13 protein-coding genes are annotated in these 12,570 nt (G+C 69.4%); 7 read left to right on the top strand and 6 right to left on the bottom strand.

Going from position 1 to position 12,570, the window contains the following annotated elements; genetic code table 11:
• Positions 1-18 precede the first annotated feature (18 nt).
• The 3 genes from G5B46_RS02710 to G5B46_RS02700 all read left to right on the top strand — a co-directional run bounded on the left by G5B46_RS02710 (position 19) and on the right by G5B46_RS02700 (position 4,010).
• Positions 19-483 (top strand): (2Fe-2S)-binding protein, encoded by a 465-nt coding sequence (locus G5B46_RS02710; protein ID WP_165255821.1) that lies wholly within the window; start codon positions 19-21, stop codon positions 481-483.
• A 4-nt stretch (positions 484-487) separates the two neighbouring features.
• Positions 488-2,653 (top strand): xanthine dehydrogenase family protein molybdopterin-binding subunit, encoded by a 2,166-nt coding sequence (locus tag G5B46_RS02705; RefSeq protein ID WP_165255820.1) that lies wholly within the window; start codon positions 488-490, stop codon positions 2,651-2,653.
• 121 nt (positions 2,654-2,774) lie between these two features.
• Positions 2,775-4,010 (top strand): FAD-dependent oxidoreductase, encoded by a 1,236-nt coding sequence (locus tag G5B46_RS02700; RefSeq protein WP_165255818.1) that lies wholly within the window; start codon positions 2,775-2,777, stop codon positions 4,008-4,010.
• Between the two features lie 166 nt (positions 4,011-4,176).
• Here the strand turns inward: G5B46_RS02700 and G5B46_RS24650 are convergent, their stop codons facing one another.
• Positions 4,177-4,299, bottom strand: a complete 123-nt coding sequence (locus G5B46_RS24650; RefSeq protein ID WP_276611486.1) for a hypothetical protein — start codon at positions 4,297-4,299, stop codon at positions 4,177-4,179.
• A 231-nt stretch (positions 4,300-4,530) separates the two neighbouring features.
• Here G5B46_RS24650 and G5B46_RS02695 point away from each other — a divergent pair, with 231 nt between their 5' ends.
• Complete coding sequence (locus G5B46_RS02695; protein WP_346764857.1) at positions 4,531-5,778, top strand: sugar MFS transporter; 1,248 nt, start codon at positions 4,531-4,533, stop codon at positions 5,776-5,778.
• Positions 5,779-5,785: 7 nt separating this feature from the next.
• On the opposite strand, the gene G5B46_RS02690 is transcribed toward G5B46_RS02695, so the two are convergent.
• A complete protein-coding gene (locus G5B46_RS02690; protein ID WP_240903291.1) occupies positions 5,786-6,772 on the bottom strand; it encodes a pectinesterase family protein in 987 nt (328 codons plus the stop codon).
• A gap of 126 nt (positions 6,773-6,898) precedes the next feature.
• Positions 6,899-7,156, bottom strand: coding sequence for a GlsB/YeaQ/YmgE family stress response membrane protein (locus G5B46_RS02685; RefSeq protein ID WP_101713103.1), 258 nt, complete (start codon positions 7,154-7,156; stop codon positions 6,899-6,901).
• 529 nt (positions 7,157-7,685) lie between these two features.
• Here G5B46_RS02685 and G5B46_RS02680 point away from each other — a divergent pair.
• A complete protein-coding gene (locus G5B46_RS02680; RefSeq protein ID WP_165255815.1) occupies positions 7,686-9,044 on the top strand; it encodes a dicarboxylate/amino acid:cation symporter in 1,359 nt (452 codons plus the stop codon).
• On the opposite strand, the gene G5B46_RS02675 is transcribed toward G5B46_RS02680, so the two are convergent.
• The 3 genes from G5B46_RS02675 to G5B46_RS02665 all read right to left on the bottom strand — a co-directional run bounded on the left by G5B46_RS02675 (position 9,031) and on the right by G5B46_RS02665 (position 11,108).
• The gene (locus tag G5B46_RS02675) at positions 9,031-9,963 is read right to left on the bottom strand and encodes an AraC family transcriptional regulator (RefSeq protein ID WP_165255813.1); all 933 of its coding nucleotides are present in this window, start codon (positions 9,961-9,963) and stop codon (positions 9,031-9,033) included. The two genes, G5B46_RS02680 and G5B46_RS02675, sit on opposite strands and share 14 nt — an antisense overlap.
• Before the next feature lie 99 nt (positions 9,964-10,062).
• Entirely contained in the window at positions 10,063-10,590 is a 528-nt protein-coding gene (locus G5B46_RS02670) for a TIGR02281 family clan AA aspartic protease (protein ID WP_165255812.1), read from the bottom strand.
• A 290-nt stretch (positions 10,591-10,880) separates the two neighbouring features.
• Entirely contained in the window at positions 10,881-11,108 is a 228-nt protein-coding gene (locus G5B46_RS02665) for a DUF1289 domain-containing protein (RefSeq protein ID WP_165255810.1), read from the bottom strand.
• A gap of 90 nt (positions 11,109-11,198) precedes the next feature.
• Between G5B46_RS02665 and G5B46_RS02660 the strand changes: the two genes are divergently transcribed.
• The gene (locus G5B46_RS02660) at positions 11,199-11,528 is read left to right on the top strand and encodes a hypothetical protein (RefSeq protein WP_165255808.1); all 330 of its coding nucleotides are present in this window, start codon (positions 11,199-11,201) and stop codon (positions 11,526-11,528) included.
• Between the two features lie 94 nt (positions 11,529-11,622).
• A complete protein-coding gene (locus G5B46_RS02655) occupies positions 11,623-12,519 on the top strand; it encodes a nicotinate-nucleotide--dimethylbenzimidazole phosphoribosyltransferase (RefSeq protein WP_165255806.1) in 897 nt (298 codons plus the stop codon).
• Positions 12,520-12,570: the final 51 nt, after the last annotated feature.

Raw genomic sequence — 12,570 nt, 5'->3', positions numbered from 1 at the left:
CCTCCCGGAGTCGCGCGCATGGCCTACACCCTGACGGTCAACGGATCGCCCCACACGGTCGACACCGAGCCCAGCACGCCCTTGCTGTGGGTGCTGCGCGACCTGCTGAACCTGGTGGGAACCAAGTACGGCTGCGGCGTCGCCCAATGCGGCGCTTGCACGGTGCACCTGGACGGCGCGCCGGTGCGCGCCTGCGTGACGCCGGTCTCGCGGGTCGGGAGCAAGGCCGTGACCACCATCGAGGGCGTCGCGGCCAATCCGGTCGGCGCCAAGGTGCAGCAGGCCTGGAAAAGCCTCGACGTGCCCCAGTGCGGCTACTGCCAGGCCGGCCAGATCATGTCGGCGACTGCGCTGCTGACGGCGACGCCCAAGCCGACGGACAGCCAGATCGACGAGGCGATGGACGGAAACCTCTGCCGCTGCGCGACCTATCCGCGGATCCGCAAGGCCATCAAGTCGGCCTCCGGCCAGGCGGAGGCCTGAGGCCATGAACGCTCCCGTCCTCTCGCGCCGCCTGTTCCTGGCCTCGTCGACCGCCGTCGGCGGGGGTCTCCTGCTGTCGTTCGACATCGAGGGCGAGGCCCAGGCCGCCGGACCGGCCACGCTCAGCGCCTATCTGAAGGTCTCGCCCGACGGCAAGGCGACCATCGCTTCGAAGATCCCGGAGGTCGGGCAGGGGATGCGCACGGCCCTGCCGATGATCATCGCCGAAGAGCTGGACGTGGCCTGGGAGGACGTGATCGTCGAGCAGGCCCTGGCCGACACCAAGGTCTATGGCCGCCAGGTCGCCGGCGGCTCGATGGCCACCACCCTGGAGTGGGACGGCATGCGCCGGGTCGGGGCCGCCGGCCGCTGGATGCTGATCCAGGCCGCCGCGGCCAAGCTGAACGTCCCGGCTGCCGAACTGACCACCGAGCCCGGCCGGGTCGTCCACGTCGCCAGCGGCCGCAAGCTGGCCTATGGCGACCTCGCCCAGGCCGCCGCCGCCATCGCCCCGCCCGATCCCAAGACCCTGGCGCTGAAGGATCCCAAGGCCTTCCGCATCATCGGCAAGAGCCACGTCCAGACCGACACCGACGCCATCGTCACCGGCAAGCCGCTGTTCGGGATCGACGTGCGTCTGCCGGGGATGGTCTACGCCACCTTCGTCAAGGCCCCGACCTACGCGGCCAAGGTCGCCTCGGCCGACCTCGCCGCGGCCAAGGCCGTCAAGGGCGTGCGCGACGCCTTCGTGGTCGACGGCGGGACGGCGCTGGACGGCCTGCTGCCCGGCGTCGCCGTGGTCGCCGACAGCTGGTGGGCGGCCCGCAGGGGCCGCAACGCCCTGGATGTCGCCTGGGCCGATCACCCGACAAGCACCCAGAGCACTGCCTCGCTGGCCGCCAAGGCCGCCGAATTCGCCAAGACCGGCGCCCAGCGGGCGGCCCGCGCCGACGGCGACGTCGCCGCCGCCCTGAAAGGCGCGGCCAAGGTCGTCAGCGCCGCCTACGACTATCCCTTCATCGCCCACGCGCCGCTGGAGCCGCAGAACTGCACGGCCCGGGTCAAGGACGGCAAGGTCGAGATCTGGGCCCCGACCCAGAACCCCGAACCCGGCCGCGCCCTGGTCGCCAAGACCCTGAACGTGCCGCCCGAGAACGTGACCATCCACCTGGTTCGCTGCGGTGGCGGGTTCGGCCGGCGGCTGATCAACGACTACATGGTCGAGGCCGCCTTCATCGCCAGCAAGGTCGACGCGCCGGTCCAGCTGATCTGGACGCGTGAGGACGACATCCAGCACGACTTCTACCGCCCAGGGGGCTGGCACAACTTCACTGCCGGCCTCGACGCCAAGGGCGACCTCGTCGCCTGGCGCGACCATTTCGTCAGCTTCGGCGAGGGCGAGACCTTCGTGCGTTCGGGCGGCATGAACTCCACCCAGTTCCCGGCCGGCGCCGTGCCCAACTACCTGCACGAGGTTTCGGTGATGCCGCTGGGCATTCCCACCGGGCCGCTGCGGGCGCCGGGCAACAACGCCTTCGGCTTCGTCATCCAGTCGTTCACCGACGAGGTGGCCCTGGCGGCCAAGACCGACCCGGTCGAGTTCCGCCGCAAGCTTTTGGGCGAGCCGCGCCTGATCGGTCCGGAGGGCCAGAACGACAGCTTCCACACCGGCCGCATGCGCGGGGTGCTCGATCTGGTCGCCGAGAAGTCCGGCTGGGGCCGCAAGCTGCCCAAGGGCCGGGGCCTTGGCGTCGCCTGCCACTTCAGCCACCTGGGCTATGTGGCCGTGGTCATGGAGGTGTCGGTCGCCAAGGGTCAGGTCAAGGTCGAGAAGGCCTGGGTCGCCGCCGACGTCGGCCGCCAGATCATCAACCCCACCGGCGCCGACCACCAGGTGCAGGGCTCGATCCTCGACGCCATCGGCAGCACGCTGCACCAGAAGATCACCTTCGAGAACGGCGCGGCGGTCGAGAGCAATTTCGGCGACTTCCCGCTGTTGCGGATGAGCCAGGCCCCGCCGATCGAGGTGCACTACCTGCTCAGCGACAATCGCCCGACGGGGCTGGGCGAGCCGGTGCTGCCGCCGGCCCCGGCGGCGCTCTGCAACGCCATCTTCGCGGCCACCGGCAAGCGCATCCGCAGCCTGCCGGTCGGCGACCAGCTGGCCTAGTCGGAACAGGCCCCGCGACATAGCGTCCCAAGGCCCCGCTTTGGCCTTGGGAGCGCCAATTCTGAACCACGTTCTTAACCTTGTCGGCCGATCCTCGATGCCTGAATTCGGGGAGCGGAACATGGGCGAACACGTCGAGACGCTGGTGATCGGGGCTGGGCCCGCCGGGCTTTCGGCGGCTCATGCCCTGGCCCGCGCCGGCCGCACGGTCACGGTGCTGGAGGCGCAGGGCTGCGTCGGCGGCGCGGCGCGCACGCTGTCCTTCGACGGCTTCCGGCTGGACGTCTCGGGCCGCCGCCTGTCATCGGCCGATCCGGCCATTCGCGCCTTCTGGACGGCGCTGCTGCCCGACGAGCTCGACATCGCCCCCAGCGCCCTGCGCCTGGAAGGCGAGGGCGGCGCCCGCAGCCAGCGGGGCGCGGCGCTGGGCGCCCTGATCAGCGCCAAGCTTCGTCCGATCGCCAATTCCAAGACCCTGGGCGAGTGGCTGACCCGCCGGTTCGGCCGCCGCGTGGCGCGTCGCCTCAGCGCCTATGCCGAAAAGCTTTGGGCGCTGCGCCCCGAGGAAACGCCCGCCCAGCCGGCCTGCCCGAGCTTCCGCTCCGAGGCCGGGGTGCGGCCGCGTCTGGGCACCGGCCAGCTCTGGAAGGCCTGCGCCGAGGCCATCGGCCAGGCGGGCGGCGAGATCCGTCTCGAGCGCCAGGTCAGCGGCCTGCGCCGCGACCGAGCCAGCGGCGTCTGGACAGTGTCGGCGATCACGCCCGACGGCCGTGAAGAGGTCTTCACCGCCGACCAGGTGATCTCGACCATGCCGTTGCGCGAACTGATGGGCGCGCTGACCCCGACCCCGATCAGCCTCTTCCACGCCTGCGAGCTGATGTACCGCGACCAGGTGACGGTCGCCTTCGCGGCCGCACCCGGCCGCCGCCGCGCGCCGGCCCTGGCCGAGATCCACGGTGCGTCGATCAAGGCCGCGCGGGCTCGCGCGCTGGAAGGCGAGGCCCTGGCCCTCGACTACTACTGCTTCGAGGGCGACGCCCTCTGGACCGCTGACGACGAGGCCCTCGTCGCCCAGGCGCAGGTCGAGGCCCGCCGCCTTGGCCTGATCGCCGCCGGCCCGGTCCGCGACGCCCAGGTGGTGCGCCAGCGCAAGGTCCACCCGATCCACGACGAGGCCTGCGACGAGCACCTGAAGATGATCGGCCTGGACCTGCGCCTGCACTTCGCTGGCTTGCATCTGGCCGGCCGCGCCGGCGTCCATGGCGACAGCGCCGAGGACCAGTCGATCCGCACCGGCCTGTCGGCCGCCGCCTCGGTCCTGAACCGCGTGATCGCCCCCAGCCGCATCGCCGCCTAGGTGCTCCGGATCCCCTCTTCCGGGGATCGGACGGATTTGTGGACGGGCCAGCCTGGGAACGCGCGCCTGCGCTGCCCCCCTCAGTCGCTCCGCGACAGCTCCCCCAGAGGGGGAGCATCTTGGCGCTTAGATCCTCTCCCTCTTAGGGGGTCCGACACGCGTGAGCCTAATCCCGACGCTTCAGGCCCCGGGCGCTCCAGCAGGCCAGGTGGACGAACGCATCGGCCAGGGCGATGGCGGCGACCATGGCCACGACCCCGCAAGCAATCACCACGACGATCGACGACATGCCCGTTCTCCCAGCCGAAAACTGAACGGCGGGACCGGTTCGCGGTTCCGCTTGATACCGGTCTCAATGGGGAGCGAAGCGGTCTGGAGGTTGACAACGTTGTCACGTTCGGGGTGACTACGCCGTCCCGCGAAAGACGGACAGGGGAGTGAAACAGAGATGGCAGGCATGGGCGGCACGTCGCCGGCGAGCGGCGTTGCGAGTGGAAAAGGGCAGGCGCTGCTGCCCTTCGTGATTCTTCTTTTCTTCGCCTGGGGCTTCTCGACCTGTCTGGTCGACCTCGTGGCTCCGGCGCTGAAGTCGCTGTTCTCGCTGAGCAACTTCGAGACCGGCCTGACCCAGTTCGCCTTCTTCATCGGCTATGCCGTCGTTTCGCTGCCGGCGAGCTTCCTGCTGGCCAAGGTCGGCTATCTGCGCACCGTCGTGGTCGGCCTGCTGATCATGATGATTGGCTGCCTGATGTTCGCTCCTGCCGCCAACGCCGGCGTCTACGAGGGCTTCCTGGCCGCGCTGTTCGTTCTGGCCTCGGGCATCACCATCCTGCAGGTGGCCGCCAATCCGCTGGTCGCCATCCTGGGCAAGAGCGAGACCGCCTCGGCCCGCCTGACCTTCGCCCAGTTCCTCAATTCGGTCGGCACCTTCCTGGCGCCCTTCGTCGGCGCGACGCTGATCCTCAGCCACATCGAGAAGGCCCCGGATCCGGCCACCCTGACCGCCGCCCAGCTGGCCGTCGTGCGCCACACCCAGGCCCAGGCCGTGCAGACGCCCTACCTGATCATCGCCGCCGTGCTGCTGGCTCTGGCCGTGCTGTTCTGGCTGCTGCGCAAGAACCCCGCCGCCCCGCGAGCCGAAAAGGCCGTCGGCGTCGGCGAGATGCTGGGCATGCTGAAGTATCCGCGCCTGGCCTTCGCCGTGCTGTGCATCTTCGTCTATGTCGGCGCCGAGGTGGCGATCGGCACCTACATGACCACCTACCTGACCCAGTCCAACACCATGGGTCTGACGCTGGCCAAGGCCGGCAGCATGGTCGCCTGGTACTGGGGCGGCGCCACCATCGGCCGTTTCTTCGGCAGCTTCATCCTGGCCAAGGTCTCGCCCGGCAAGGTGCTGACCATCGCCTCGCTGGCCGCGATCGTGCTGATCCTGGTCTCGGCCTTCAGCGTGGGCCCGCAGGCCGGCTACGCCCTGATCGCCATCGGCTTCTTCAACTCGATCATGTTCCCGACCATCTTCACCCTGGGCATCGAGGGCATGGGTCACCGTACGCCCCAGGCCTCGGGCCTGCTGTGCATGGCCATCGTCGGCGGCGCCCTGATCCCGCCGGCCACCGGTTGGCTGGGCGACCACTTCGGGCTCGGCCTGGCCTTCCTGCTGCCGGCGGTCTGCTACCTGGTCATCGCCGCCTTCGGCTGGTCGGCCCGCAAGCCGGCGCCGGCGCTGTTCACCCAGGACGAACTGGCCACGGCTCCGGCCGAGTGAGGCCTTTCTAGAACCGGCCGGGCGTCCAACCGTCCGGTCCCGAGAGAAAGCGGCGGGGCGCCCAGCGCTCCGCCGTTTTTGCGTCCAGGGCATGGGCGGTCGGCTCGCGCGCGGCGGGGTTCGCTCCGCGGCCGGTCGAGGCGTACTCGGCGTAGTAGGCCGTCTTGAAGGTGTCGGTCTTGCCCGGCGTCCATTCCCGCCAGCCCTTGGGCTGCAGGTCGGCGTCGATCCTGGTCCGCAGGAAGACCACGGTGGCGTAGGGACGCCAGGCGCGTCCGAACCAGAGCTCGCCAACCTTCGGGTCGGCGGTGATCGTGCAGCGGTCGAAGACGTAGCCGCTGTCCTGCTCGGGGCTGCTCTTGCTCTGGGCGGTGATCATCACCGTGCCGTTGGCGATGCCGTGGATGGTGCAGCGGTCGAACACGGCCTTGCTGTCGCCGAAGATGAAGTCGACGTGGCCCTCGACGTAGCAATCGCGGAAGTACTGCCGGCTGGGCGGCTTGCCCTTGCGGCTGGCGGCGTAGAGCGTGTCCTGCGCGCCCAGCAGGCGCACCTTGTAGAGCTGGGCCCGGTCGCCCATCAGGGCCAGGGCGACGGCCTGCGAGGGCTTGTCGTTGTGGAGATGATAGTCGTTCTGGATGGTCAGGTTGCGGGCCAGGAAATCATCGCCCGACACCGTCACAGATGAGGATTTCAGCGTGCCGCCGACGGTGGCCGAGGCGTCGCCGTAGACGAGCACCACGTCCTGGGGCCGCTTGCCCTTGCCGACCAGGCGCACGCCGCCGCGGACGATGGACAGCTTCTCGCGATAGGTCCCCGGCGTGATGGCGATCTCGCCGCCCGTGTCGGGCAGGGCGTCGATGGCGGCCTGCAGCGTCTTGTGGTCGGCCTTGCCGTCCGTCGCCACCGTCAGGCGCAGCGGGGCCGCGCCGATCAGGGCGGTCAGCGCGGTGGCGGCCAGGGCCAGTCGCCCGAACAGACTGTAGTGAGCCAAGGGTGGTCCTCCCGACCTGTTTTCGCCAGGAGTATGACACCGGTGGACATCGCGCTAGTCGGTGCAAAAGAAAACGCCTCCGGCCGCGGGGCCGAAGGCGTCTTTTCGTTCGGTGCGTCGCCTTGGCTACAAGGCGCGACGGCCCGCCAGCAGGTGATAGATGGCCAGCACGATCACCGCGCCGACGGTGGCCACCAGCAGGCTGTAGAGGTTGAAGCCCGATACGCCCGAGGCGCCGAACTGGTTGAACACGAAACCGCCGACCAGAGCGCCGACGATGCCGAGCACCAGATCGACGAGCAGGCTGCCGCCGCTGCGGCTAACGAGCTTGCTGGCGATGAAGCCGGCCACGAGACCCAGAACGATCCAGGCGAGAATGGACATGAGCGCCTCCTGAACATTTCCTGGCGCGCCTTGGCGCGTCTGATGCAGAAGAAAGGCGCTTCCCAAGACTTCGTTCCGACACGATCGCGTGTATCGGCGGCGAATATCAGCCGGCGTCGCTTGGAACTTCTCAGCGCTTGCCGACGCGCTCCTGGATCACCGCCAGCAGCTTTTCGACCGGGCCGCGGCCGAGCAGGATGAACAGGCCGGATCCGATGATCGCGCCGAACAAGAAGGAGAGGCTCATGGCGGCTCCGGAAAGTCGAGACGGGGAGGGGCGAGGCCACCCTAGGGAGCCGGACGCGTGTTTACCATGTGACACGCCGCCGCCCTCAATTCCCACCGGAGCAGTGGAGCTTTAAGTTTGACTGGCGCCGGATCGCACAAAAACTGGTTCGACCGCCGCGCTCATATGCGCGAGCAGGAATTTCCAGTTTCGAAGCTCGGTGGTGCGTGTCGTCGCCGGGCTTTGCGTGCTTCTTGAGTTGAACGGCGGCTGATCACCGCCGAATGTGAGCAGGAACGACCCATGGCCCAGGCGACAGCCCCTTCCAGCCGCTTCATCAGCGGTTTCGGCGTGCAGGTCCTCGTCGGCATGGTCGTCGGCCTGGCGCTGGGCTTGCTGGCCCGTCGGCTCGGCGTCGACGAGGGTCAGGCGGGGCACGCCCTGGCCGAGGCGCTGCACCAGGTCGGCTCGATCTTCATCCAGCTGCTGCGCGTGCTGGTGCCGCCGCTGGTCTTCACCGCCATCGTGGCCAGCATCGCCAACCTGCGCGAGCTGCAGAACGCCGCGCGGCTGGTCTGGAAGACGCTGCTGTGGTTCGGGATCACCGCTCTGATCGCCGTGGCCATCGGCATCACCCTGGGCGTCACCCTGCAGCCGGGCGCTCATGCGGCCCTCGACGTGGCCACCGCCGCCGCGCCGCGCACCAATGGCTCCTGGCTCGACTTCCTGACCAGCCTGGTGCCGTCCAACATCCTGGGCCTGAACGCTTCGACCAAGGTCGGCGAGGCCGGCGCCAGCACCTCGCTGTCGTTCAACGTGCTGCAGATCCTGGTCATCGCGCTGGCGGCCGGCATCGCCGCCCTGCGCGTCGGTCCGGCCGGCGAGGGCTTCCTGGCCTTCAACGCCTCGGCTCTGGCGGTCGTGCGCAAGGTGCTGAGCTGGGTGATCCGCCTGACGCCGATCGGCACGGTCGGCCTGCTGGGCAACGCCGTGGCGCAGTACGGCTGGACCACGCTGGGCCAGTTGGGCGCTTTCACCGGCGCGATCTATCTGGGCCTCGCGCTCGTGCTGTTCGTGGTCTACCCGATCCTGCTGACCGCGCACGGCCTCAATCCGCTGAAGTTCTTCGCCAGCGCCTGGCCGGCCATCCAGCTGGCCTTCGTGTCGCGCTCGTCGATCGGCACCCTGCCGGTGACCGAGACGGTCACGGAGGGCGGCCTGGGCGTGCCGCGGGCCTATGCCGCCTTCGCCGTGCCGCTGGGCGCGACGACCAAGATGGACGGCTGCGCGGCGATCTATCCGGCCCTGTCGGCGATCTTCATCGCCCAGTTCTATCACCTGCCGCTGGAGCTTACGGACTACGCCCTGATCGTCGCGGTCTCGGTGCTGGGCTCGGCGGCCACCGCCGGCCTGACCGGCGCCACGGTCATGCTGACCCTGACGCTGTCGACCCTGGGCCTGCCGCTGGAGGGTGCGGGCCTGCTGCTGGCCATCGACCCGATCCTCGACATGGGCCGCACCGCGGTGAACGTCGCCGGCCAGGCCCTGGTGCCGACCCTGGTGGCCAAGCAGGAAGGCATTCTCGACGAGGCCGCCTACGACGCCGCCGCGGGAGTCGCGCCCGCCGCTTCCCAGGAAGGCGACGCGGTCACGCAGTCCTGACGAGCTCGGGGCGGGTGCGCAGCCGCGTGGCGTCACGCAGCGGCGGCGCACCGAACAGGCGGCTGTACTCGCGGCTGAACTGCGAGGGGCTGTCGTAGCCGACATTGTGGCCGGCCGTGGCGGCGTCCAGGCCCTGGGCCAGGATCAGCCGCCGCGCCTCCTGCAGCCGCAGCTGCTTCTGGTACTGCAGCGGGCTCATCGCCGTGATCGCCTTAAAGTGCTGGTGCAGCGCCGAGGGGCTCATCCGCGCCTCGGCCGCCAGCGTCTCCATGCGGAACGGGCGCTGATAGTTGGCCTTCAGCCAGTGAATGGCCCGCGAGACCTGCCCCAGGCGGCTTTCACAGGCGGCGATCTCGCGCAGGCGCGGCCCCTGGTCGGTGCGCAGCAGGCGATAGAGGATCTCGCGCTGGATCAGCGGCGCCAGCACCGGAATGTCGGCCGGCGTCTCCAGCAGCCGCACCAAACGCACCATGGCGTCGAACAGTTCGGGCGTGGTGGCGCCGAGCGCGAGGCTGGGCGCGGGCGCGTTGCGGACGGGGCCCGGGTCGATCTCGAGGATCAGCTCGTTCAGCCGTCGCGGGTCGATGTCGAGGCGGACGCAGAGATAGGGCGCGTCGGCGCTGGCCTCGATGACTTGGCCAACGACGGGCACGTCGACCGATACGACGAGGAAGCGGGCGTGGTCGTAGATGTAGACTTCCTCGCCCAGCATCACCTGCTTGCGACCCTGGGCGATGATGCAGACGGCGGCCTCGTGGATGCCATGGACCGGCGGGCTCGGCTGCGACATGCGGGCCAGCCACATTCCGCCGATCGCGGTCGGGTGAACGCCGTCGGTCGTGACGGATCGTTCAATCGCCTCGGCCAGAGCGGGATGGCGAGGGCAGCCAGCCTGAGCTGGCGCTGAGTTGATGAGCATGAACCTAGGTTAGCGCAAACTCGCGCCGGCGCCCATGCGGGCGGAAGCGCTCTTGCAGGATCGTGCAAGAATTCCGGGCGATCATGCGCCCGGTCGGCCTCAGGGGTGGAGGATCAGCGACCGCGGGGTGGCCTCGAACCGCGACAGGCGGCCCAGATAGCTCATGCCCAGCAGCGAGGTCTCCAGGCCGCTTTCGATGACCAGGGCGTCGACATTGGCCACCTTGGCGCCGGCGATCGCCACGCTGCCCAGCTTTACCGAGGCCGCGCGCGTGCGGCCGTCGGCGGTGACGACGTCGTATTCGTAGTTCAGCTTGCTGACGTCGATGCCCAGGCGCTGGGCGTCGGCCTTGCTGAGCGATACGGCGGTGGCGCCGGTGTCGACGAGAAAGCGAACGGCGCGGCCGTCGACCTTGGCCTCGGCCCAGAAATGACCGTCGGGACCCTTGGTCAGTTGCGCGGCGCCGGCGCCGCCCGCGTCGCCGAGCGTGGCGGCCGCCGCGGTGGCGGGGACGGTGTGCGGGGATTGGCGGAGCGTGCTGTCCAGCGAGGTCACGGCCTTTGCCGCGCCCACCGCAGACAGCGCACCGACAATCGCGATCGCCGTGAACTTGAACATCGAAGACACCCCGCCTTGCAGGCTTTGTGGTCGTTTCTACGACCCTTGCCTCGCACCTTAGGCGGCAAGGCGTTTGCAAGCGGTGAATCTGGCGACGAATTTACTTGGTTAACAATGCCCTGACCATCTTTCCAATTAACTCGCCGTAACATTGGCTGGCCAATGTGTAATAAAGTTCATGGACTGGATTTAACTTCAAAGCTGCAGCTGAGGGCGGCATCTTCCTCTTCGTCGAATGGACGCTTCGGGGAGAACTTAGATGCAAAGCCAGGGAATGCTTTTGAGAACCTGAAGTTCAATCAACCGCGCGCACCCGGCTGGGCGGCCATCAGGCTTTCCATCGGATCGGGGCGAAGGGGCAGGGCGGCCATGATCGCCGCGCGCTCTTCGTCGCTGTAGCGCGACCAGCCGGCGATCTCCTGCAGGGTCCGCCGGCAACCGAGGCAGAAGCCGGACGCACCATCCACGGCGCACACCTTGACGCAAGGCGTGACGATTGGGCGAGGCGGGCGGTTTTCTGAAGTCATGACCGAATTTCGCCATCCGCGGCGTCCGGCGCAAGTCGCCAGACGCGATGCGGCTCTGTGTCCAGACTTTTCAATCAAGAGGGAACCACCATGCGTATCGCCACCGTCCTGTTCGCCGCCGCCTCGCTCGCCGCCGTCGCCGCTCCCGCTCTCGCCGCCGAGCGCCTGACCGACGCCCAGTTCATCCAGGCCAACCGCTGCCTGGGCCTGACCGAGGCCAAGACCCTGGGCGAGGCCGATCCGGCGGCGCTGAAGCAGGTGATCAAGGACCAGCGCGCCGGTCGCCACACCTACACCTCCGACCGCGCCGACGCGGCCCGCAACGACGCCAAGCGCGCGGCTTCGAAGGCCGACGAGACGGCCAAGGCCGCCCTGATCGAAGAGCGCGACGTGACCTGCAAGGGCCTGACCGCCAGCTGATCCATACGGGGAGGCGGCCTACGAGCCGTCTCTTCGAGCACGTTCCGCGTCCTATGCGCTTGCATCGGGCGCGGACTGGCTTAAGTCGGCGGCCATGACCGCTTCCGCCGCCGCTTCGCCCTTCGCCGACATCCGCCGCCTGGCCGCCGATCTTCCGGCGCCGGGCGTTTTCGTACCGCCGGCCGATGGCGGCCGGCTCGCCGAGATCTCGGCCTGGCTCACGGCCTGGACCGGCCGCACGCCGCCCTCGGTCAACCGCCCCGTGGTCGCTCTCTACGCGGGGGCCAGGCAGGGCGTTGGTCCGCGCGGCTATGCCCGTGACCGTCTCGAGACCATCGCCGCCGGCGGCGCCTCGGTCAGCCGCATGGCCGGCTCGCAGGGCGCGGGCCTGGAAGCCTTCGACCTGGCCATCGATCGCCCGACGCCGGATGCGCGCCAGAAGGCCTCGATGAGCGAAAAGGAATGCGCCGCCACCATGGCCTTCGGCATGGAGGCCCTGGCCAAGCAGCCCGACCTGCTGATCCCCGGCGTCATCGCCGCCGAGGCCCACCGCGACGCGGCCGCCATCGCGCTGGCGCTGCTGGGCGGCGAGGCTTCGGACTGGGCCGTCGGCGAGGCCGTCGCCGATGTCGCCGCCGCCGTGGAGCGTGCGCGCGGCGAGGGCGATCTTTCCGATCCGCTGGAAGTTCTGCGCCAACTGGGCGGCCGCGAGACCGCCGCCGTGGCCGGAGCCATCCTGGCCGCCCGGGTGCAGAAGATCCCGGTGCTGCTCGACGGTTACGCCGCGACCGCCGCCGCCGCCGTGCTGCACGCGATCGATCCCGACCTGATCGCCCACGCCGTCGCCGCCCACGTCGGCGGAGCCGGCCATGGCCGCCTGCTGGCGGCGCTGGGCAAGACGCCCCTGGTCTCGCTGGATATCGAGGACGAAGAAGGCGTGGGCGGCGTGTCGGCCCTGGCCCTTGTGCGGCTGGCCTGCGAGGTTCGCTGACCGTGATGGGTGAACGACGTTTACGTTGACCTTCGCGTCATCTTTCCAAAC

It is taken from the genome of Caulobacter sp. 602-2 (genome assembly GCF_011043625.1).
Taxonomy (GTDB): domain Bacteria; phylum Pseudomonadota; class Alphaproteobacteria; order Caulobacterales; family Caulobacteraceae; genus Caulobacter.
Note: the sequence above shows the minus strand (reverse complement) of the source record. Positions and strands in the feature narration are given on the sequence as shown.